We start from the raw sequence: 20,543 nt of genomic DNA on the forward strand, positions 1-20,543 counted from the left end.
CTTTTCCTTCCCCCATGCGTAACCTGATTGCCCTGTTTGTCTGCAGCTTCGCCATGCTTCATGCAGGCGCTGCCGACTCGCCTGCCCAAGCCGCCAAGCCGGCGCCGGACGCCGCCCGCAAGGCGGCCGACACCGCCAGGCTGGCAGCCGAGCTGTCCAAGCCCGCCAGCGTCAAGGGCGTCGATAAAGCGGCCGCGATTGCAGCGGCAGCGGACAAGCAGCTTGCCGAGAAAGAGGCTGCGGAGAAGGCCGCCAAAGCCGCGCTCGACAAGCCAGCCAAGGCGAGCGCCGCGACCGCCGACCGCGTGGCCGCCGCCGTCTCGGCCCAGGGCGAGGACGAAGCCCTGGGCGACCTGTCGGTAAAAATCGCCGAACGCCTGGCCGAGATGCGCGCCAAGCAGGCCGCGCGCGCGGCCGCCGCGGCGAAGGCGAAAAAAGCGGCGGACGCGCGCCGCAAGAAGCAGGCCGCGGTCGCGGCCGCGCCGAAGATCAGCCACCATTGGGATTACGACGGCGAGTTCGGCCCGGAGAACTGGGGCAAGATCAATCCGGCTTGGGCCCAGTGCGGCAAGGGCCAGCGCCAGTCGCCGATCGACATCCGCGACGGCATGAAGGTCAACCTCGACGAGATCGACTTCAACTACGGGCCCTCGAGCTTCACCGAAATCGACAACGGCCACACGGTGCAGGTGAATGTCGCCGGCGGCAACGTCATCACGGTCGGCCCGGAAAGTTACGAGCTGGTGCAGTTCCACTTCCACCGCCCGTCGGAAGAGCGCATCAACGGCAAGGGCACCGAGATGGTGGTCCACCTCGTGCATCGCGGCGCGGGCGGCAAGCTGGCGGTGGTCGCCGTCCTGCTCGAACGCGGCAAGGCGAACGACACGATCCAGACCGTGTGGAACAACATCCCGCTGGAGAAGGGCCAGCTCGGTTCGCCCGGCCTCGAGCTCGATCCTGTCGAGCTGCTGCCGCAGCGCCGCGAGTATTACACCTACATGGGCTCGATGACCGAGCCGCCGTGCACCGAGAATGTGCTGTGGATGGTGATGAAGCAGCCGATGACGGCCTCGCCCGCGCAGATGGCGCTGTTCTCGCGGCTCTACCCGCTCAATGCGCGGCCGGTCCAGCCGGGCGGCGGGCGGATGGTGAAGGAATCGAACTAAAGGAAAAGCCGGCGATGCCGGCTTTTTGTTTTGGTTCGTAGGGGGATTTCAGCTGACGTGGTACTCGCCCCGCCACCCTTCACCCGGCTGCAAGGTTGGCCCATTCAACAAGGCCGGCTCGATGCAGACGAAACGCCGGTATTCCTCGTCCGCCATGTCCGCCAGCGCCGCCGCATCTTGCGCGCCCGGATTCCACACGACCGCGTCAGTAAAGCCCTCCTGCCTGAGCGTCAGCACGACGCCGCCATCGACCAGCGCGAGGCGTGGCGCGACGCCTTCGTACACATGGTCGAACTTGTCCGTGATCGCCAGCTCCTCGGGTTCCACGCCAAGGATGCGCACGTCGGCGACCTCGTCCACCAGGTAATAGGTATGCAGCGCCGCCGCGAAGGGGAAGGCGTCAGTGCCGGTGTTCTGCACGTCGAAGCGCATGGAGAGTTCGTTGGCACGGATCGCCACCCGCAGCGACAGTGCGAATCCATGCGGCCAGGCGGCGGCATGGTCGGGCGCGAGATCGGCGGGCGCCAGCGCGAACACGGCAAAGGCCCAGCCGTCATCGAAGCCGGTCTCAAGCACGCGCCAGGTGCTCACGCGCGCAAAGCCGTGGCGCATGCCCTCGCCGCGGGCGGCGAACTGCGGGAAGATCACCGGCACGCCGCCGCGAATGGCGCGGCTGCCGTCGAGGCTGGACTGCGTGCTGCAGAACAGGCGCTCGCGCCCGTCCGCGCCCTGCCATGAAATCAGGTGCGCGCCGTACAGCGTGATGGTCGCTTGCGCGCCGTCGGGCGCGGTGAGCAAGAGGGCCGGCAACTGGCCGAAGGTGGTGGAAATGGCGGCGTCCATGTGGGGCATCAGCGTCTCAAAGGTCGGGCGGGTAGTATGCCATAACCCCCTTGGCGCCTTACGTCAGGCGGCTCTTCGCCATCGGCGGATTCGCCGCGAAGTAGCGCTTGATGCCCTTGGTAATCGCAGTGGCCAGCTGGTCCTGGTAGCCGTCGTCCTTCAGCTTCGCTTCCTCTTCGGGATTCGAGATGAAGGCGGTTTCGACCAGGATCGAGGGAATGTCCGGCGCCTTGAGCACGGCAAAACCGGCCTGCTCGACGGCCGCCTTGTGCAACCGGTTGATGCCGCCGATCTCGCCCAGGACCGCCTTGCCGAGTTTCAGGCTATCGTTGATCTGGGCCGTGGTCGAGAGGTCGAACAGGACACTGGCCAGTTGCCGGTCGTGCTTGGCCAAGTTGACGCCGCCGATCATGTCGGCCTTGTTCTGGTCGGTTGCAAGCCAGCGCGCGGCCGTCGAGCTGGCGCCTTTTTCCGACAGCACGAACACCGACGAGCCGCGCGCGCGCGCCTCGATAAAGGCGTCGGCGTGGATCGAGACGAACAGGTCGGCCTGCACCTTGCGCGCCTTTTCCACGCGCGTGCCGAGCGGGACGAAATAATCGCCGTCGCGGGTCAGCATCACGCGCGTGTTCGGCAGCGCTTCCAGGCGGGTCTTGAGCTTTTTCGCCACCGCCAGCACGATGTCTTTTTCGCGCGTACCGCTCGGGCCGATCGCGCCGGGGTCTTCGCCGCCGTGGCCGGGGTCGAGCGCAATGGTCACCATGCGCATGACGTTGTTCGCCGGGGCCGCCGGGGCCGCCGGGGTTGGCAACTTCGCAGCCGGCGTGCTCGGCGTCGGCGTCGGTAGCACCGGGCGCGCCGGCGGGGTGCCGGTCATGCCGGCAATCTCCGCTTCCAGGCGGCCGATGGGATCGGGAACGACCGGCTGGGTCGAGGGAATCGGGACCGCAGGGACTGCCGTCCCGGGCGTGCCGTCGCCCGGCGACCATTCGCCCTTTTCGATCAGGGCGGCGATCGGGTCGGCTTCGCGGATCGGGTACAGGTCGAAAATCAGGCGGTGCTTGTATTCGGCCACCGGCGCCAGCGTGAACACCTGCGGCTTGATCGCTTCCTTCAGGTCGAACACCAGCCGCACCACGTTCGGGCGGTTCTGGCCGACGCGCACCTGCTTGATGTACGGGTCGTTCGATTCGATCTTGGCGACCAGCCCCTTCAGGGTGTCGTTCAGCTGCAGGCCGTCGATGTCGACCACCAGCCGCGGCGGGTCCGGCACCAGGAAGTGGTCGGCCTTCAGGTTGGTGTCGTTTTCCAGCGTGACGCGGGTGTAGTCGTCCGCCGGCCACACGCGCACGGCCAGGATCTGCGCGGCGCGCGCCGGCAATGGGGCGATCACCGACAGCAGCAGCGTGCCGCCGGCCTTGAGCACGGTGCGACGATGGCGGCTTGGCGGGGTCAGGCGGGAGGAGCGAAGGAGAGTCGGTCGAGGCATAGCAGACCCAAGTGAGACAACGCCTGCAATTCTACATCACGCCCGACCCCGCTGACCGTGAGTAAGACACGTAAGTCGGGCGGCGGCAACACCGGCTCGCCTTTTTCCGGCCACTCGACGATGCAGATGTTGCGGCCATCGAAATCTTCGCGAAAGCCGGCATCGAGGAATTCTTCAGGGCTCGACATGCGGTACAGGTCGTAGTGGATGACGTTGACCGGCTCGCCGTCCAGTTGTACGCGATACGGTTCCGACAGGGTATAGGTCGGGCTTTTCACCGTGCCCTTGTGCCCGGCGGCCTGCAGCAGCGCGCGCGTGAGCGCGGTCTTGCCGGCGCCGAGGTCGCCGTGCAGGTAGATGACGAGGCCGGGCACCAGCGCGCGCGACAATGCTGCGCCGAGCTGGAGGGTGGCGGTTTCGTCCGGCAGGTAGGCTGTAAGGAGGGCTGGAAGGCGCTGCATCAATTAGAATGTCATGTTCTGAGGCGCGCATGCGCCGCGATTGTTACTACTGAATGCCCACACCATCCCCCGACCTGCAGGAATTGACGCGCGCCATCAAGGCATGGGGCGTGGAACTCGGCTTTGCCGACCTGCGCATTGCCGACGTCGACCTGGCGCATGCCGAGGAAGGCCTGCGCGCCTGGCTCGACGCGGGCCACCATGGCGAGATGGATTATATGGCAAGCCACGGGATGAAGCGTGCCCGACCCGCCGAGCTGGTGCCGGGCACGGTGCGCGCGATCGTCGCCCGCATGGATTATTTGCCGCTCAGTTCGCCAGCCACGGATGAGGATTGGCGTACGCGCGAGCTGGCGCGCCAGCTTGATCCGGGCGCGGCCGTGGTGTCGATGTACGCACGTGGCCGCGATTACCACAAGGTATTGCGCAACCGGCTGGCGCAACTGGCCGAGCGGGTGAAGGCCGAGATCGGCGAATACGGCTACCGGGTATTTACCGACTCGGCGCCGGTGATGGAATTGCCGCTGGCGGAAAAGGCGGGCCTGGGCTGGCGCGGCAAGCATACGTTGCTGTTGTCGCGCGAAGCCGGCTCGACCTTCTTCATCGGCGAAATCCTGGTCGACCTGCCCTTGCCGGTCGACGCGGCGACGACTGGCCATTGCGGCAGTTGCAGCAACTGCATCGATGCCTGCCCGACCGGCGCCATCCTCGGCCCGGGGCGGCTCGATGCGCGCCGCTGCATCTCCTATCTCACCATCGAACTGAAGGGCAGCATTCCACTCGAACTGCGGCCCCTGATCGGCAACCGCATCTACGGTTGCGACGATTGCCAGCTGGTGTGCCCATGGAACAAGTTCGCGCAGCGCGCGAGCGTGCCCGACTTCGACGAGCGCAACGGTCTCGGGGCGTCCGGCATGGTGGAATTGTTCGGGTGGAGCGAGGAGGAATTCAATCGCCGGATGGAAGGCAGTCCGATCCGGCGCATTGGTCACGAGCGCTGGCTGCGCAACCTGGCGGTGGGGCTGGGTAATGTAGCAACTGCGGCAGCCGACGCACGCCGCGCCGACCCGGTTATCGTGGCCGCCCTGCAGGCGCGCGCCGATCACCCGTCCGCGCTGGTGCGTGAACACGTGGAATGGGCGCTGCGACGCCACCTGTCATAGCTCGATGCCTCAAAGCTCGATGCGTTTCGCGCGCATGGCTGACCAGTCGCCATCGATCGAGATCATTGCCACGGCTGTGATGCCGTTTTGCTTCAGATAATCGTTGATGGAGTCGCGATTGATATCCGTGGCTTTCGACGCGGTCTGCTTCAGGTAGGCGATCCACAGCGAACCCTTGGCGTCGAGGCGTTCCTTGGCCGTCGGCAGGTATTGCTCCAGGTCTTTGCGGTTCATGCAGAACATCATGATCACATCGAAAGGACCGTCGCCTTCCTTGACCAGCTCCGGCGAGAACTGCGACACGACCGTTGGGTGGACCCCGCCATTCATGATCAGCATGGATTTTGCATTGCGCAAAAACATCCTGTCTGCAACTGTCTTTTCGCTCATTTGCTTTCCCTAAAGAAGTTGGCGTAGTTGGGCGATCCGTGAGGCGCCGGCGGCAACGCGTTCAAATTGATTTTACAAGCGATCCCTCCAAAAGGGCGGGCTTTGGGACGTCCTGTGCGCGCCGGTTGGCGACCAAGAGTGGTGGCTGGGTTGTGGCGAAAGGCTCCAGCGCGAATGGGGTGGGGCTGTTGCGAACGGAACGCCGATTACTTCAACAACCCCGCCAACTCCACCGCCGTCTTCACCTGCATCTTGTCAAAAATATGCGCCCGGTGCACTTCGACCGTGCGCATGCTGATCCCGAGCTCATCCGCCACGACCTTGTTCATCTTGCCGGCCAAAATCAGGTCGAGCACTTCGCGCTCGCGGGCCGACAGCGTGGCCAGCCGGGCCTGCACCTGGGCGGCGCTGGCCGCCGCGCGCGAGGCCGCCAGGGCCTGGTCGACGCGGTCCATCAGGTCGTTGTCGTTGAACGGTTTTTCGAAGAAATCAAACGCGCCGCGCTTGAGCGAGTCGACCGCCATCGGCACGTCGCCATGGCCGGTCAGGAAGATGACGGGCAGCCTTGCCAGCCACCCGCGGCCGATCAGCTGGTCGAAGACGGCGATGCCGTTCATGTCGGGCATGCGCACATCGAGCAGCACGCAGTCGCCGTCGGGATCGGGCGCGCCAATGCTGTCGAGGAAGGCCTGGCCGCCGGCATGGCCGCGCGCGGCGAGCCCCCGCGATTGCGCCAGCCACGCGAGGGCGTCGCGAATCACGTCTTCGTCGTCGACGATATGCAGCATCGGGGTCTCCTGGATCTTCTTATCGTGGTCATTGTAGCTCGACGGAGGCTTCCTGGCGCGGCAGGCTGAAGGTGAAAATGGTGCCGCCGCCCGGGTTCGGCGCGTGCGTGAGCGTGCCGCCGTGGAACTCGATGGCCGTGCGGCAGATCGACAGGCCCATTCCCATGCCTTCCGCCTTGGTCGAGAAGAAGGGGGAGAACAGGCGCTCGGCCACCTCCTGCGGGATGCCGTGGCCGTGGTCGATCACCGAGACCGACACCTGCGCCGCATCAAAGGACGCCGTAATGCGCAGGATGCGGCGTTCCGGCGACGCATCGATCATCGACTCGATGCCGTTGCGCGTCAGGTTGAGGAGTACCTGCTCGAGCATCAGGCGGTCGGCCAGCACCGGCGGCAGCCCCAAGGGCAGGAGAATCTGCAGCGAGACATACGATTGGCGCGTCTGCAGCTCGATGAGGGCGCGGATTCCGTCCACCACGCTGTCGACCGCCACCGTCTCGCGCTTGGGCTCGCTCTTTTTCACGAACTCGTGCACGCTCTTGATGATCTGGCCGGCGCGCTGCGCCTGCTGGCGCGCCTGTTCCAGCGCCCGGCGCAGCAGCTGCGGCTCGACCGGCACGCCCTTGTCGGCCCGTTCGAGCACGTTCAGGGCGCCTGCCGTGTAGCTGGAAATGGCGGCCAGCGGCTGGTTCAGCTCGTGCGCCAGCATCGACGAGATCTCGCCCATCGTCGCCAGGCGCGCACCTGCCTCCAGCTTTTCCTGCTGCTGGCGGTTCAGTTCCTCGGCCTTCTTGCGGTCGGTGATGTCGAGGATCGAACTCATCCAGCCGGTCTGGTTGCCGCGGCTGTCGACCAGCGGGGCTTCGAACACCAGCACCGGCACCCGCACCCCGTTGGAGCGCTGGAATACACTCTCGAACTGGGGTGTGATGGTGCCGGCCAGCACGCCGGCGAAGCGCTCCTCGTATTCGCCCATCGCTTCCGGCGCCCAGTAGGGCATGGGCGGCTTCTTGCCCAGCAGTTCTTCCGGCGGCAGCCCGACCATCTCGCAGAAGGCCTTGTTGACATAGGTGACGCGGCCCTCGAGGTCGCGCGCGCGCAGGCCCGTCATCAGCGAGTTTTCCATCGCCGTGCGAAATGCCATCTGCTGGCGCAGCGCGGCCTCGGCTGCGAGCGTGCGCGAGATGTGGCGCCACAGCGCGAGCAGGCTCCACAACAGGCCCAGGGCCAGCACGATGACCGAGCCGACCAGCAGGTTCGGCAGCAGGCGCGGGGCGCCCTTGACACTGTCGGTGACGAGCACGATCGAAGCGCCCGGCAAATCGAGCGCGCGCCGGTGGGTGTAGACGCCGCGCCCCCGGCCACCTGCCGCGCGCGCGGCCAGCGGCGTGTCGTTGCGGTCGAGCAGGGTCAGCGCATTGTCCTGCGCAAACCACCAGGGCACGGCTTCATCGAGCAGCACCTTCAGGTCATAAGTAGCCAGCAGGCTGCCGGCATAGCGGCCATTCTGGAACAGGGGCAAATAATAGTCGACCAGGCCGGGCGCGTTGGTTTTGGCGCCATACGGATCGGTGTAGCGGCCGGCGCGGGTCAGGCGCGCCATTTCGTGGGTCTCGGTGCCCACCGCCTGCGGGTAGGCCGCCGGCAGGTCCGCGCCATGCTGGGCCTGCACCTTGCCATCCGCGTCCAGCGACAGCACGCGGCGCAGCTCGGGACCGTTCTTGAACATCTGGACGAAGCGCGCATGCAGTACCTCCGGCACGGGCCGCTTGGCGACCAGGTCGGCGCCGAGCATGGCCAGCGCCTCCTCGCTGCGCGCGAGTTCGAAGCGCAGCGTCTGCTCGACCCACAAGGTATCCGCAATCAATTGCTCCTGACGCTCGTTGGCTTCCATCTGGCGCGCCTGCCAGGGCAGCCAGAACAACACGGCGAGGAACAGCAGCACCAGCAACACCGGCACCAGCCAGCGCAAGGGGCGCGACAGGTTGGCGCGGCGGGGCAGTCTGAAGGGATTTTTCATGCTTGGCCGTGGACGTTTTGTTGGGCTGGTACTATTGCGAAATTCATCGTCGCACAGTTTCGGGTAGTAATCGATAACATGAAGAAGACAAACATGCGCAGGCTGGCATTGGGTAGATTCGGCACAGCCCTCGGGGCGGCATCGCTCGTGGCGCTCGGCATGCACACCGCATGGGCGCAGGCGCCGATCGTCATCAAGTTCAGCCACGTGGTCGCCACCGATACCCCCAAGGGCCAGGCTGCCGAACGCTTCAAGCTGCTGGCCGAGCGGGCGACGCGCGGCCGCGTGAAAGTCGAAGTGTATCCGAACAGCCAGCTCTACAAGGACAAGGAAGAGCTGGAGGCGCTGCAACTGGGCGCCGTGCAGATGCTCGCGCCCTCGCTGGCGAAGTTCGGCCCGCTCGGCGTGAAGGAATTCGAAGCCTTCGACCTGCCGTATATCTTCCCCTCGAAGGCCGCCTTGTATGCGGTGACCGAGGGCCGGATCGGCAAGCGCCTGATGCAAAAGCTCGAGCCGAAGGGCATTACCGGTCTTGCTTACTGGGACAATGGCTTCAAGCACATGTCCGCAAACAAACAACTGCGGGTGCCGGCGGACCTGCGCGGCTTGCGCATGCGCATCCAGTCCTCGACCGTGCTGGACGCGCAGATGCGCGCCCTCGGCGCGCGGCCCCAGGTGCTGGCGTTCTCGGAGGTCTACCAGGCGCTGGAGACGGGCCTGGTGGACGGTACCGAGAACCCGCCGTCGAACATGTACACCCAGAAGATGCATGAGGTGCAACGGCACCTGACCGTGTCGAACCACGGTTACCTGGGCTACGCCGTCATCGTCAACAAGAAGTTCTGGGACGGCTTGCCGGGGGACATCCGGCGCCAGCTCGAGCGGGCGATGGCGGAGGCGACCGCGTTCGAGAAAACGATCGCCCAGCGCGACAACGACCTGGCGCTGGCCGCCATCCGCAAGGCCGGCAAGACCGCCGTCTACCATCCGACACCGCAGGAGCAGGCGGCCTGGCGCCAGTCCTTGCTGCCGGTGCACCGGCAGATGGAAAGCCGGATCGGCAAAGACCTGATCAAGGACATCACCAGGGAAACGGCGGGGCGCTGAGGCGGGCTCTGCAGCCGGCGATATCCGGCTTGCCCATGCGCGGCGCATGGCTGCGAGCAGCTTGCTGTGGCGGCGAAACCTCGCCCAAGCGTGATTTTCATAAACCGTATATAAAAATCTATTCTCTGTTGCTACAGTTGCGTTATGATTGGGCGTTGTCGGCACTGAAACGGTGCATGACGCCGGGACATACGTCTTGGGGAGGGCAGAAAAAAACGGTAGTCCATACCGGAGAATCATGAGAGGAGACACACGTCTGACAGAAGTCGTTGGTACTGCCAAACGACCGGGACGTGAACATGATTGAGGCGCACCCTTGGGGTGCGCTTTTTTTTCGCCTGCACCCCCAGCAGACGAGCAATTGCCCCAGCGAAAAAGTTGGTAGAGCGCCCGCGCGAGGAGTAAACTGCACCCATGACGACACAACAAGGCAGCGAGCTGTTTTCCGCCATCGTGGCGGCCCCGTTCGGCGCGATCGGCATCCGCACCGAAGGCGAGCGGGTGCGCGAGATGGTTTATCTGCAGCCCCGTTTCGAAGAAAAATCTCCCGAAAACGCAGTGGCCGAACTGGCCGCGCACCAGGTCGGGCAATATCTGCTCGATCCCGACTTCCGCTTCGAGCTGCCGCTGTTTGAAACCGGCAGCGCTTTCCAGAAGCGCGTGTGGGGAGCGATCAGCGCCATTCCGCGCGGCTCCGTATTGACCTACGGCAGGATCGCCAAGAACATCGGCTCGGCGCCGCGCGCCGTCGGCCAGGCTTGCGGCGCCAACTGGTTCCCGCTCGTCATTCCCTGCCACCGCGTGACCGCAGCCGGAGGCTTGGGCGGCTTTTCCAACAACGACGACGAAAACGGCTTTCACCTCTCGGTGAAACGCTGGCTGCTGCGTCACGAAGGTGCCACCGCATCGCCATGGCAGCAGCAGGCGATCTGGGACTGATCGACGAGTTCTGCGACACCCTGTGGCTGGAGCAGGGCTTGGCAAAGAACTCGCTCGACGCCTACCGGCGCGACATGCGCCTGTTTTCCACCTGGCTGGAGGCCAAGCGGCCCGGGCGTGGCCTGCTCGGCGTCGCCCCCGAAGACCTGGCGAGCTATTTCGCCGAGCGCCATCCCGATACCAAGCCCAGCACGGCGAATCGCCGGCTGTCGGTATTGAAACGCTTCTACGCGCTGGCGCTGCGGCGCAACGCCGTGGCGGAAGACCCCTGCCTGAAGATGGCCACCGCGCGCCAGCCGGCGCGCTTCGTGCACACGCTCACGGAAAGCCAGGTCGAGGCCTTGCTCGCCGCGCCCGACGTGTCCACGCCACTCGGCCTGCGCGAGCGGACGATGCTTGAGCTCATGTATGCCAGCGGGCTGCGCGTGTCGGAACTGGTGGCCCTCAAAATTGTCGAGCTGAGCCTGAACGACGGCGTGCTGCGCATTACCGGCAAGGGCGCAAAGACGCGCCTCGTCCCGTTTGGAGGCGAAGCGCGGCAATGGATCGAGCGTTACCTGAAGGATGCGCGCGGCATCATCCTCGGCGGGCAGGTGGACGACGCCTTGTTCGTGACGAGCCGCGGCGGGCCGATGACGCGCCAGATGTTCTGGGTGCTCATCAAGAAACATGCGCTTAAAGCCGGCATCCGGGCGCCGCTGTCGCCGCACACGCTGCGCCACGCGTTTGCCACGCACCTGCTGAACCACGGCGCCGATCTGCGTGTGGTGCAACTGCTTCTAGGACATTCGGACATTTCGACCACACAGATTTATACCCATGTTGCGCGCGAGCGCCTGAAGCACCTGCATGCGGCACATCATCCACGTGGTTAATTCAAATTTTGAAAGCTTATCTGCGTCATAATAGCTCCCGCACCAATCCAATCAAGCATACGAGGTGATCATGGCCAAAACCAACTTCAGTTACGAGAAGCGGCAACGGGAACTGGAAAAGAAGCGCAAGGCAGAAGAAAAAGCCCGGCGCAAAGCAGAAGCGAAGAACACGCCAGGCGGGGCAGGGGATGAACCGGCAGAGGGGGGCGAGGCTGGCGTCGAGGCGGACGCCGATACTGACGCGCAGGAGACGCAGTCGTAGGGTGGTCGGCTCCACCCGGCGCTGTGCATGCACGCGGCCTGTGAGCCGCTTCGCGTTCGGAGGGCATTTAGCCCTCCTCACCCCACGCGTTCAACACTGCATGCATCTACGCGATATTTCACGCGCCGCTTGAACGCGTGGGTGGCGTTTAGACCGCAGCTGCCCACGAGCCCAGGTTTAGCCGACCACCCTACGGGCACTGGCGCGAGGTTTCAGGAGGTGGTTGAACGCGTGGGCGGCATTCATGGAGCGGCTGACCAACCGCTCCGGTCGAGCCGCCAACCCTACGTCCCTCCGTTACACGCTTTCCTTTGCAATGACGGGCACGACCCCACCTCCCACTTCTTCGTGCCCCTTCGCGAACCAGCGCCGCGCGCGCTTGCCGAGGCTGTCGAGGTAGCTGTACGCCACCGGCACCACCACCAGCGTCAGCAGCGTCGAGGTGATCACGCCACCGATCACGGCGCGGCCCATCGGGGCCTGGGTTTCGCCGCCGTCGCCGGCGCCGATCGCCATCGGTAGCATGCCGAAGATCATGGCCAGCGTCGTCATCAGGATCGGGCGCAGGCGCACTTGCCCCGCTTCCAGGATGGCCGCGAACTGCCCCTTGCCTTCGCGCTGGCCGTGGTTCGCAAAATCCACCAGCAGGATCGCGTTCTTTGTTACCAGGCCCATCAGCATCACGACCCCGATCACCGAGAACACGTTCAGGGTGGTACCCGTTGCCAGCAGCGCCAGCAGCACGCCGATGAGCGACATCGGCAGCGACATCATGATCGCGATCGGCTGCAGGAAGCTGCCGAACTGCGAGGCCAGCACCAGGTAGATGAAGATGATCGCGATCACGATGGCCGAGCCGAAGTTGGCCATCGTCTCGGCCATCTGCTGGGCGTCGCCGCCGACGTCGAAGCGCACGCCTTCGGGCAGCTCGATCGATTTCATCGCCTTGTCGATGTCGCTGTTGACGTCGCCCGACGGCCGGCCTTCGATACCGGCATAGATCGCCACGCGCCGCTCGAGCGCCTGCCGCTTGAGCACCTGCGGGCTGAACGAAGGCACGAACTCGACCACCTGGCGCAGCGGCACCATGATCGGGTTGCCGCTTGCATCCATGCGCGAGGAGGCCAGCGACAGGTCGGCCAGGTCGGCCACCTTCTGGCGCCCGCTCCTCGGCAATTGCACGTTCACTTCGTAGTTCTGGCCATCCGGCGCCAGCCACTGGCTGATCTGGTCGCCGCCCACGAAGGGACGCAGCGCCGCACCGACCTGCGCCACCGACAGCCCCAGGTCGCTCGCCAGCTCGTTGTTGATCTTGATGACGGTGGCCGGATTCGCGCCTTCCTGGCTGTATTCGATGTCGGCCACGCCTTTGATGCCCCGCATCTTGTCCATCAGCCGGTGCGCGGCCGCATCCAGCTTCGCTTCGTCGCGGCCCAGGATCGCGATGAAGATCGGCTTGTTCCCGACCGACATCGTGATGCCGGCAATCGACGACAGGCGCGCGCGGATGACCGACTCCATTTCTTCCTGCGAGCGGCGCTTGGTCTTTTTCACGTCGGTCAGCTTGAGCACGACCTCGGCGCTGTTGTGGCCTTCGTACATGCCGATGGCGCTGCTGATGGCGTCGATCTCCTTGTATTCGCGCAGCGCTTCCTCCACCTGTTTTACCTTGCTGTCGGTATAGGCCAGGCTCGAGCCGACCGGCGTCTTGAAGCGCATGTGAACGAAGCCGTTGTCGGTCTTCGGGGCGAACTCGCCGCCGATCAGCGGGATCAGGAACAGGCTGCCAACAAAAATGCCCAGCGCCAGCGCCAGCGTCGATTTGCGCCAGGCAAGCGCCAGCGCCAGCACGCGCCCGTACCAGCCGTGCATGTGCTCGATGCCGGCCTCGATCCTGGCCATGAAGCGGCCCAGCCAGGGCACATATTTAAAACGGTCCTTGACCGGGTCCGGCCAGACCGACGAGAGCATCGGGTCGAGCGTGAAGCTCACGAACAGCGACACCAGCACGGCCACTGCCACCGTCACGCCGAACTGCAGGAAGAAGCGGCCGATGATGCCGTCCATGAAGGCGATCGGCACGAACACGGCGACGATCGCAAAGGTGGTGGCCATCACGGCCAGGCCAATTTCATTGGTGCCTTCTTCGGCCGCGCGCAGGTGGCTCTTGCCCATGCCGAGGTGGCGCACGATGTTCTCGCGCACCACGATTGCGTCGTCGATCAACAGGCCAATGCACAGGGACAGGGCCATCAGCGTCAGGAAGTTGAGCGTGAAGCCGAAGTAGCGCATGGCAATGAAGGACGCCAGCACCGAGATCGGCAGGGTCAGGCCCGTGATCACCGTGCTGCGCCACGACTGCAGGAACAGGAACACAATCACCATGGTGAGGATGGCGCCCTCGATGATGGTGCGCTTGACGTTGTCGAGCTGCTGCTGGACGGTGGTGGACTGGTCGTCCATGACGCGGAACTGCACGTCGGCCGGCATGGTCTTGCGCAGCTCTTCCACCATCTTGATGATGCCGGTGCCGACCTGCACCGTGTTCGCATCCTGCACCTTCGTGATGTCGAGCGAAATCGCGCGCACGCCGTTGACGCGCGAAATCGAGGTCTCCTCGCGCTCACCGTCCACCACATCGGCCACCTGCGACAGGTAGACCGGGCCGCTGGCGCGGCGCGCGACGATGATGTTGTTGAACTCGCGGGCATCCTTCATCTTGCCTTCGACCCGCACCAGGCGCTCGCTGGCGCCGTACTGCAGGTTACCTGCCGGGAGGTTCGCGTTGGTGGCCTGGATCGCGCGCAGCACTTCGTCGATGCCGATGTTCTGGCTGCGCAGCTGCTCGGGTTTGACGTGCACCAGGATCTGGCGCCGCGCCACGCCGCCGCTGCGCACTTCGCCCACGCCGGCCACGCTCTGCAGGCGTTTCACGATCACCTGTTCGGCCAGCGTCGACAGGGCGCGCATGTCGCGCTCCGCCGAGGTGATGGACAGGCGCACGATCGGCTGCTGGTTCTCGCCGTCGGCGCGGATCACGAATGGTTCCTTCACCTCTTTCGGGAAGCCCGGGCGCACGCGCGCCACCTTGTCGCGCAGGTCCTGCATCGCCTTGTCCATGTTGGTGGCGATATGGAATTCGATCGAGACGCCGCTGCGGCCTTCCCACGAATTGCTGCGGATGTTCTTGATGCCGCTGACCGTGTTGATGGTTTCTTCCATCGGCCGCGTGACGTCGTTCTCGACCTGCTCGGGCGACGCTCCCGGATACTGCGTCTCGACCCAGGCAAAGGGAATCTCGACGTTGGGCATGCTCTCCACGCCCAGCGAGCGGTACGAGAACAGGCCTAGCACCATCAGGCCGACCATGACCATGGTCGCGAAGACGGGGTGGCGGATGCTGACTTTGGTGATCCACATGGCGTCAGCCTTTCTTTGCCAGAAGGACGGCTGAGTGATTCGCTGGCGTTTGCACGGTGTTTGAAGCAGCCTTGGCCAGCTTCACCTGGCTGCCCGGCTTGACCCCGTCGAGCGGCACCGCCAGCAGAACGGCGCCGGCTTCCACGCCACCGGTCACCTCGGCCAGGCCTTCGTCTTCGTTGCGCATGCCCAGCTGGACCGGCTGCGCCACGACCTTGCCGCCGTCGACCCGGTAGACCACATCAACCGCGCCATCCTTGCGCAAGGCGGCGAGCGGCACCAGCGGACGGGAGCCGGATTTATCGACCGTGATCTCGCCCTTCGCGAACATGCCGGCGCGCAGCAGCTGGTCGCTGTTGGCCACGCTGATATATACCAGCATCGAGCGCGACCCGGCTTCGGCGGCCGGATTGATGCGCGCCACCTTGCCGGAAAATTCGCGCGCGTCGAAGCCATCGACCTTGAAGCGCACGTCCTGGCCGACCTGCACGCGCGGGATGTCCGAGGCCGGCACCTGGGCGTCGAGCGTCAGGTGCTGCAGGTCGACGATCGCCATCACGGGGCTGTCCGGGGACAGCTTTTCGCCGGCCTGGACGAAACGCTTGCTGACCACGCCGGACAGCGGCGCGCGGATGAGCGTGTCGTTCAGGGCGATGCGCGCCAGCTCGAGCTGGGCGCGTGCCGCGTCGCTTGCTGCCTGCGCCAGTTCGACGCTGTTCCTGGTGGTGTCGAAGGAATTCTGCGAGATGTAGTTCTGCCTGAGCAGGGCCTGGCTGTTGGCCTCGTTTTTCGTCGCCAGGCTGAGGCGGGCATTGGCTTCCTTCAGCAGGGCCGCATGCTGGGCGACCCGGGCGCGGGCGTCCGCGTCGTCCAGGCGCGCGATGACCTGGCCGGCGCGCACGTTCATGCCTTCGCGCACGCTCGTTTCCAGCACCACACCCGAGACTTTCGATTTGACGGTGGCCTGCGCCAGCGGCGCGAGCGAACCCGACAGCGGCAGGCGCAGCGCCAGCTCGCGCGCCTCGACAGTGACGACGTCGTTCTGCGCCAGCTCGAAGACGGTCGGCTTGTCGGCCTGTTTGGCAGCGCCCGCACTGGCAGCAGCGGGCGGCGCGTTCTTGCCCTGCCACGCGAACCAGCCGCCGCCGGCCAGGGCGGCCAGCACCAGCGCAATCACGGGCGTGCGCCAGCGGCGCCGGCTTGAAAGAGGGGACACGGAAGCGAGTGGCAAGGTTTCGATTTTCATGGCGGCCGTTGTTAGAGTTGTTGGAGCACGAGGAAGAGGGCGCGCGCGTGCTCCGTCTTGGGAGGAGTCGGAGCTCCGTGCGCATGGTGGGGACTATAGAAATCGACAAGCCTGGACGCCATCGGAATGCGACAAACAGCTGTTTGTGGACGCCGAAGTGCAGAAAAAGGGGACGGAAGGAGGGGTGGGGCAGAAGGGGCGGACCAGTGCGGGGCTTACGGCTGAGCTAGGCTGTTGTTTCGTTCGTGCCTGGGGCTAATGCTTGCAGGGTATTCCAGCGTTCGTTGAACGCGTGGGCGGGATGTCAGTCCCCCGGACTGAAATCCCGCCCACCCTACATCCCTGCGTTCTTCGGTACGGATGATCGGGAACGCTGACCTGCATCCATCACACCCCCGCATCCAACTGCCCCCGCGCTTCATCGTACAAGCGAATCCGCGCCAGCACCTGGCCGTGGTCGGAGGCTTCCGGCAGCTCGAGGTCGAGGTGGTCGTTCAGGTACAGCACATCCACCACTTCGCCGATCGCGTTGGGCAGCGCGCCGTTGAATTCTTCCGACACGAGGATGTGGTCAATGGTCGAGTAATGGCCCTCATGCACGCTCGAAAAGCCGAGGTGGCGCGCATGGTCGACCCGGCGCTGCACCTGGCTGGCGTCGTACAGGCGGTCGCCGAGCGGCGTGCCGGCGCCCAGCACGATGCTGGTGGTGACCGAATCGGCGACGTCGTTGAAGTCGCCCAGGACCACGCGCGCTCGCCGGTTGGCGCGGCCCATTTCGGTCAGCAGCACGCGCAGGGCGGCGGCCTCGGTGCCGCGCCGGATCAGGGAGCGCAGGCAGGCCAGCGCGTACAGGGCAGGGTCTTCGCCCGTGTCGCCAGTGCGGTAGTCCGGCCGGCGCGACTTCAAGTGCACCACCACCACGTCGACCAGCACGTCGGGCGACACGGTGACGACGGCGTGTAGCGGCGCCCGGGTAAAGCGGGCGGCGTCGCGGCTGCCGCTTGGTAATTCGATCCCGCGCGGGAAGTCAACCATCGCCCCCATCGGCTCGGAGCCGGCCAGCGGCAGGCGCGACACCAGGGCCACGCTCGGCGTCAGGCGCATGGCGGCCGGGTCCGGGTCGAAGCCGAGGTGGAAGGCCTCGCGGTAGCGTTGGGTACGCGCCAGCACTTCCTTTAGCGTTGCCTGCGAGAAGATCTCCTGGAAGCCGATGACGTCGGCGTCCAGCAGGTCGAGCTGGTGCGCGGTCCAGTTCAGCTTGGCCTCGTATTCGGCTTGCGTCGTCGGCAGCAGGTTGTCGTACAGCTTCACGCCGGGCGGCGCCAGATTGCACACGTTAAAGGTGGCAAAGCGTATTTCTTGCTGCATAATAGAAACCCTTTATTCCAGTGTTTAGCGTATCACGCATGGCCAAGAAAGAGCACGTGTCCGAGACACCCGCCACCGGGTTCCTGCGCAAGGAAGGAGTGGCTTTTTCCGAGCATCCCTATGCTTATGAAGAACATGGCGGCACCGCCGTTTCCTCCCAGGCACTCGGGGTCGCCGAACACGATGTCGTCAAGACGCTGGTGATGCAGGACGAAGCGGCCCGGCCGCTGATCGTGCTGATGCACGGAGACTGCAAGGTCTCGACCAAGGAACTGGCGCGCCAGATCGGCTGCAAGAAGATCGAGCCCTGTAAACCTGAGGTGGCCCAGCGCCACTCGGGCTACCTGGTCGGCGGCACTTCGCCCTTCGGCACGCGCAAGGCGCTGCCGGTGTATGTCGAGGAATCGATCCTCGCCTTGGGCAAGATCTACATCAACGGCGGCCGGCGCGGCTACCTGGTCGGCATTGCCCCCGGCGTGCTGGTCGACGTGCTCGGCGCGAAGCCGGTGCAGTGCGCCCTGGCTGACTGACTACCTTTGCCCCCCCGGCTGGTGTATATTCACGAGCTTGCCAGACGCGACATAACATAGAGACAACATCAACATGAATACCCTGATTTTCACCGTCCTGGCCTACCTGATCGGCTCGATTTCCTTTGCCGTCGTGATGAGCCGCGTATTCGGCCTGTCCGACCCGCGCACCTACGGCTCGAAAAACCCGGGCGCGACCAATGTGCTGCGCAGCGGCAGCAAGAAGGCGGCCATTGCGACCCTGGTCGGCGACGGCGCCAAGGGCTGGCTGGCGGTATGGCTGGCGATTAAGTTCGGCCCGCAGTACGGCATCGATGACGGTGGCGTGGCGCTGGTCGCGATCGCCGTCTTCCTGGGCCACCTGTGGCCGGTATTCTTCCGTTTCGTGGGCGGCAAGGGTGTGGCCACCGCGCTCGGCGTGCTGCTCGGCCTGAATGTCTGGCTGGGCCTGGCGACGCTCGTCACCTGGCTGGCCGTGGCCTACGCCTTCCGCTATTCGTCGCTGGCCGCCCTGATCGCCGCCATCTTCGCCCCGTTCTACTATGGCTTGCTGTTCGGCGTGAACGAGATCCTGTTCGCGGTCGCCGCGATGAGCGCGCTCCTGCTGGTCCGCCACAGCGCCAACATCGGCAACCTCATCGCCGGCAAGGAATCGCGCATCGGCAGCAAGGCCGCCGGCGCCAAGAAGAAGTAAGCCGGCCCACGGCGCCGTTGATTCCTTCCCGGCCATCCCCACATACCCCCAAAACCGGCACACGTTGTGCCGGTATCTTATTCAAGAAGGCGGTGTCGTGTGAGCAAGCAATTGAGGATTGATTTCGTGTCGGACGTATCGTGCCCCTGGTGTGCGATCGGCCTGAAAGCATTGGAGCAGGCGCTCGAGCGTGTCGCGCCCGACGTGGTCGCCGAGCTGCACTTCCAGCCCTTCGAACTGAATCCCGACATGGGGCCCGAAGGTCAGGACATCGTCGAGCACATCACCGAAAAATACGGCGCCACGCTCGAGCAGCAGATCGGGTCGCGCGAGATGATCCGCCAGCGCGGCGAAGCGGTCGGCTTCACCTTCGACATGGCGCGCCGCGGCCGCATCTACAACACCTTCGACGCCCACCGCCTGCTGCACTGGGCCGACACGCAGGGCCGCCAGTACCCGCTGAAACTGGCCTTGTTGGAGGCCTATTTCACCCATTGCGAAGACCCGAGCTCGCGCGAGCTGCTGGTGCGCGTGGCCGGCCAGGTCGGCCTGGACACGACCGAGGCGCAGCGCATTCTGGAGAGCGGCGAGTATGCCGACGAGGTGCGCGAATCGGAACTGTTCTTCCAGCGCGCCGGCATCCGCTCGGTGCCGGCGATCGTGATCAACCAGCGTCACCTGATCTCGGGCGGGCAGCCGCCGGAAGTGTTCGAGCGCGCGCTGCGCGAAATTGCGGCGCAGGCGGATGCGCCGTTGATGTGATTTTCGTAGCGTGGACGGCTCCGCCGTCCACGCGTTCAGCGGACTACGCGTCGGACCCCGGCGTCAAATCCAGCACCACTGGCTGGTGATCCGACGCCGCCGTCTCCGACTGCACCTCCACCGCCGCCACGCGCGGCGCCAAATCTTCGGTCACGAAAAAATAGTCGTAGCATTCGGGCTTCTCGGGCCATGGAAAACCATGCAGCCCGGCGGTCGGTGCGCGGCCCTGGCCGGGGTGGCACGCGTTCCAGGCGTCGACCAGGCCGAGGGCGCCGTCGGTGCCGGGCGCCAGCCAGGCCTGGTAGTCCTCGGCGCCGGGCGCCATGTTGAAATCGCCGCAATACACCGCCGATGCCGGACGCAGGCCGAGCTGGTAGGGCGCGTCCATCTCGGGATGCACCGCGAAGCTGTGCGCACGCGCGCAGGCCTCGGCATGCAGTTCCCGCAGCCGGCGTACCTGGGCCATCCTCTGCAGCGGCGAATAGTATTCCAGGTGCGTGGTCACCAGGCGCAGCTTGGCGCCCGGCGCATCGAGTACGACCTCGATCGCGCCGCGCGGCATGCCCGGCGAACGGCCGGGATCGGCCGGCCAGGGCAGCATGTGCCGGTGCGCCTGGGTGATGCGGTATTTCGAGAGGATCAGGTTGCCGAACAGGCGGGGGACGTTGTTGCGGTAGATTTCGCTCGGAGCGTGTTCGATCGCGTGGAAACCGCCAAAGGCACCCGCCAGTTGCTTGAACTGGTTGGCAGTCGCGCTGCCCTCGAGTTCCGGGTGATTCGCTGCCACTTCCTGCAGGCAGATCACGTCGGGGTTGAGCCTGCGAAGCACATCGATGATCGCGTGGATGCGGATGCGCCCGTCCTTCCCACAGCCCCAGTGAATGTTCCAACTAACAACGCGCATGTAGGCCTCCGAAAACTGAACCGCCCGATATTGCCATCGTTTGGCGCGGTGCGGTCACACGGTAGGATCGATGTCAACGTTGCAAGTTCATTGCAAACTCATTGTAAGTTTACCCG

At 65.2% G+C, this 20,543-nt stretch carries 19 protein-coding genes; 9 read left to right on the forward strand and 10 right to left on the reverse strand.

Going from position 1 to position 20,543, the window contains the following annotated elements:
• Nucleotides 1-14 precede the first annotated feature (14 nt).
• Complete coding sequence (locus ACFPN5_RS15840) at nt 15-1,166, forward strand: carbonic anhydrase (RefSeq protein ID WP_379784722.1); 1,152 nt, start codon at nt 15-17, stop codon at nt 1,164-1,166.
• A 48-nt stretch (nt 1,167-1,214) separates the two neighbouring features.
• On the opposite strand, the gene ACFPN5_RS15845 is transcribed toward ACFPN5_RS15840, so the two are convergent.
• From ACFPN5_RS15845 to tsaE, 3 genes are read right to left on the reverse strand one after another with little or no spacing between them, the layout of a single operon-like run.
• Nucleotides 1,215-2,018, reverse strand: coding sequence for a D-hexose-6-phosphate mutarotase (locus ACFPN5_RS15845; RefSeq protein WP_379784723.1), 804 nt, complete (start codon nt 2,016-2,018; stop codon nt 1,215-1,217).
• Between the two features lie 49 nt (nt 2,019-2,067).
• Nucleotides 2,068-3,498 (reverse strand): N-acetylmuramoyl-L-alanine amidase, encoded by a 1,431-nt coding sequence (locus ACFPN5_RS15850; protein WP_379784724.1) that lies wholly within the window; start codon nt 3,496-3,498, stop codon nt 2,068-2,070.
• Nucleotides 3,462-3,959 carry a tRNA (adenosine(37)-N6)-threonylcarbamoyltransferase complex ATPase subunit type 1 TsaE gene (gene tsaE, locus ACFPN5_RS15855; protein ID WP_379784725.1) on the reverse strand — a complete coding sequence of 166 codons (498 nt, stop codon included), beginning with the start codon at nt 3,957-3,959 and terminating at the stop codon, nt 3,462-3,464. Before tsaE ends, ACFPN5_RS15850 begins: the two co-directional genes overlap by 37 nt.
• A 53-nt stretch (nt 3,960-4,012) precedes the next feature.
• On the opposite strand from tsaE, the gene queG reads away from it, so the two are divergent.
• Nucleotides 4,013-5,122, forward strand: coding sequence for a tRNA epoxyqueuosine(34) reductase QueG (gene queG / locus ACFPN5_RS15860; protein WP_379784726.1), 1,110 nt, complete (start codon nt 4,013-4,015; stop codon nt 5,120-5,122).
• Between the two features lie 9 nt (nt 5,123-5,131).
• On the opposite strand, the gene ACFPN5_RS15865 is transcribed toward queG, so the two are convergent.
• From ACFPN5_RS15865 to ACFPN5_RS15875, 3 genes are all read right to left on the reverse strand, one after another.
• A complete protein-coding gene (locus ACFPN5_RS15865; RefSeq protein ID WP_379784727.1) occupies nt 5,132-5,512 on the reverse strand; it encodes a DUF3052 family protein in 381 nt (126 codons plus the stop codon).
• A 206-nt stretch (nt 5,513-5,718) separates the two neighbouring features.
• Nucleotides 5,719-6,300, reverse strand: coding sequence for a response regulator transcription factor (locus ACFPN5_RS15870; RefSeq protein WP_379784728.1), 582 nt, complete (start codon nt 6,298-6,300; stop codon nt 5,719-5,721).
• Between the two features lie 28 nt (nt 6,301-6,328).
• Complete coding sequence (locus ACFPN5_RS15875; RefSeq protein ID WP_379784729.1) at nt 6,329-8,320, reverse strand: sensor histidine kinase; 1,992 nt, start codon at nt 8,318-8,320, stop codon at nt 6,329-6,331.
• A gap of 159 nt (nt 8,321-8,479) precedes the next feature.
• Between ACFPN5_RS15875 and ACFPN5_RS15880 the strand changes: the two genes are divergently transcribed.
• The 4 genes from ACFPN5_RS15880 (at nt 8,480) to ACFPN5_RS15895 (ending at nt 11,503) form a co-directional block, all read left to right on the forward strand.
• Nucleotides 8,480-9,427, forward strand: a complete 948-nt coding sequence (locus ACFPN5_RS15880; protein WP_379785726.1) for a TRAP transporter substrate-binding protein — start codon at nt 8,480-8,482, stop codon at nt 9,425-9,427.
• Nucleotides 9,428-9,841: 414 nt separating this feature from the next.
• Complete coding sequence (locus ACFPN5_RS15885) at nt 9,842-10,366, forward strand: methylated-DNA--[protein]-cysteine S-methyltransferase (RefSeq protein WP_379784730.1); 525 nt, start codon at nt 9,842-9,844, stop codon at nt 10,364-10,366.
• On the forward strand, nt 10,339-11,241 hold the full coding sequence (xerD, locus tag ACFPN5_RS15890) for a site-specific tyrosine recombinase XerD (RefSeq protein ID WP_379784731.1): 903 nt from the start codon (nt 10,339-10,341) through the stop codon (nt 11,239-11,241). Before ACFPN5_RS15885 ends, xerD begins: the two co-directional genes overlap by 28 nt.
• Before the next feature lie 70 nt (nt 11,242-11,311).
• Complete coding sequence (locus tag ACFPN5_RS15895) at nt 11,312-11,503, forward strand: hypothetical protein (RefSeq protein WP_379784732.1); 192 nt, start codon at nt 11,312-11,314, stop codon at nt 11,501-11,503.
• 297 nt (nt 11,504-11,800) lie between these two features.
• Here the strand turns inward: ACFPN5_RS15895 and ACFPN5_RS15900 are convergent, their stop codons facing one another.
• The 3 genes from ACFPN5_RS15900 to ACFPN5_RS15910 form a co-directional block, all read right to left on the reverse strand.
• Nucleotides 11,801-14,923, reverse strand: a complete 3,123-nt coding sequence (locus ACFPN5_RS15900) for an efflux RND transporter permease subunit (protein WP_379784733.1) — start codon at nt 14,921-14,923, stop codon at nt 11,801-11,803.
• A 4-nt stretch (nt 14,924-14,927) separates the two neighbouring features.
• Entirely contained in the window at nt 14,928-16,169 is a 1,242-nt protein-coding gene (locus ACFPN5_RS15905) for an efflux RND transporter periplasmic adaptor subunit (protein WP_379784734.1), read from the reverse strand.
• Nucleotides 16,170-16,556: 387 nt separating this feature from the next.
• Nucleotides 16,557-17,537, reverse strand: a complete 981-nt coding sequence (locus tag ACFPN5_RS15910) for an endonuclease/exonuclease/phosphatase family protein (RefSeq protein WP_379784735.1) — start codon at nt 17,535-17,537, stop codon at nt 16,557-16,559.
• A 38-nt stretch (nt 17,538-17,575) separates the two neighbouring features.
• Between ACFPN5_RS15910 and ACFPN5_RS15915 the strand changes: the two genes are divergently transcribed.
• The 3 genes from ACFPN5_RS15915 to ACFPN5_RS15925 all read left to right on the forward strand — a co-directional run bounded on the left by ACFPN5_RS15915 (nt 17,576) and on the right by ACFPN5_RS15925 (nt 19,523).
• Entirely contained in the window at nt 17,576-18,067 is a 492-nt protein-coding gene (locus ACFPN5_RS15915; protein WP_379784736.1) for an aminoacyl-tRNA deacylase, read from the forward strand.
• Nucleotides 18,068-18,140: 73 nt separating this feature from the next.
• Nucleotides 18,141-18,761, forward strand: a complete 621-nt coding sequence (gene plsY, locus ACFPN5_RS15920; protein ID WP_379784737.1) for a glycerol-3-phosphate 1-O-acyltransferase PlsY — start codon at nt 18,141-18,143, stop codon at nt 18,759-18,761.
• A 99-nt stretch (nt 18,762-18,860) separates the two neighbouring features.
• The gene (locus ACFPN5_RS15925) at nt 18,861-19,523 is read left to right on the forward strand and encodes a DsbA family oxidoreductase (protein ID WP_379784738.1); all 663 of its coding nucleotides are present in this window, start codon (nt 18,861-18,863) and stop codon (nt 19,521-19,523) included.
• Between the two features lie 43 nt (nt 19,524-19,566).
• Here the strand turns inward: ACFPN5_RS15925 and ACFPN5_RS15930 are convergent, their stop codons facing one another.
• Nucleotides 19,567-20,427: an endonuclease/exonuclease/phosphatase family protein gene (locus tag ACFPN5_RS15930; protein WP_379784739.1), complete on the reverse strand. Its 861-nt coding sequence runs from the start codon at nt 20,425-20,427 to the stop codon at nt 19,567-19,569.
• Nucleotides 20,428-20,543 lie beyond the last annotated feature (116 nt).

This window comes from Massilia niabensis, assembly GCF_042655085.1.
In the GTDB taxonomy this organism is placed as follows: Bacteria; Pseudomonadota; Gammaproteobacteria; order Burkholderiales; family Burkholderiaceae_D; genus Telluria; species Telluria niabensis.

Bases quoted from the DNA above. Each gene is read 5' to 3' on its own strand.
- queG (WP_379784726.1), top strand. From the start codon at position 4,013: ATGCCCACACCATCCCCCGACCTGCAGGAATTGACGCGCGCCATCAAG.
- ACFPN5_RS15840 (WP_379784722.1), top strand. From the start codon at position 15: ATGCGTAACCTGATTGCCCTGTTTGTCTGCAGCTTCGCCATGCTTCAT.
- plsY (WP_379784737.1), top strand. From the start codon at position 18,141: ATGAATACCCTGATTTTCACCGTCCTGGCCTACCTGATCGGCTCGATT.
- ACFPN5_RS15910 (WP_379784735.1), bottom strand. From the start codon at position 17,537: ATGCAGCAAGAAATACGCTTTGCCACCTTTAACGTGTGCAATCTGGCG.
- ACFPN5_RS15845 (WP_379784723.1), bottom strand. From the start codon at position 2,018: ATGCCCCACATGGACGCCGCCATTTCCACCACCTTCGGCCAGTTGCCG.
- ACFPN5_RS15930 (WP_379784739.1), bottom strand. From the start codon at position 20,427: ATGCGCGTTGTTAGTTGGAACATTCACTGGGGCTGTGGGAAGGACGGG.
- ACFPN5_RS15875 (WP_379784729.1), bottom strand. From the start codon at position 8,320: ATGAAAAATCCCTTCAGACTGCCCCGCCGCGCCAACCTGTCGCGCCCC.
- ACFPN5_RS15915 (WP_379784736.1), top strand. From the start codon at position 17,576: ATGGCCAAGAAAGAGCACGTGTCCGAGACACCCGCCACCGGGTTCCTG.
- ACFPN5_RS15895 (WP_379784732.1), top strand. From the start codon at position 11,312: ATGGCCAAAACCAACTTCAGTTACGAGAAGCGGCAACGGGAACTGGAA.
- ACFPN5_RS15850 (WP_379784724.1), bottom strand. From the start codon at position 3,498: ATGCCTCGACCGACTCTCCTTCGCTCCTCCCGCCTGACCCCGCCAAGC.
- xerD (WP_379784731.1), top strand. From the start codon at position 10,339: ATGGCAGCAGCAGGCGATCTGGGACTGATCGACGAGTTCTGCGACACC.
- ACFPN5_RS15905 (WP_379784734.1), bottom strand. From the start codon at position 16,169: ATGAAAATCGAAACCTTGCCACTCGCTTCCGTGTCCCCTCTTTCAAGC.
- ACFPN5_RS15885 (WP_379784730.1), top strand. From the start codon at position 9,842: ATGACGACACAACAAGGCAGCGAGCTGTTTTCCGCCATCGTGGCGGCC.
- ACFPN5_RS15865 (WP_379784727.1), bottom strand. From the start codon at position 5,512: ATGAGCGAAAAGACAGTTGCAGACAGGATGTTTTTGCGCAATGCAAAA.
- ACFPN5_RS15900 (WP_379784733.1), bottom strand. From the start codon at position 14,923: ATGTGGATCACCAAAGTCAGCATCCGCCACCCCGTCTTCGCGACCATG.
- tsaE (WP_379784725.1), bottom strand. From the start codon at position 3,959: ATGCAGCGCCTTCCAGCCCTCCTTACAGCCTACCTGCCGGACGAAACC.
- ACFPN5_RS15870 (WP_379784728.1), bottom strand. From the start codon at position 6,300: ATGCTGCATATCGTCGACGACGAAGACGTGATTCGCGACGCCCTCGCG.
- ACFPN5_RS15880 (WP_379785726.1), top strand. From the start codon at position 8,480: ATGCACACCGCATGGGCGCAGGCGCCGATCGTCATCAAGTTCAGCCAC.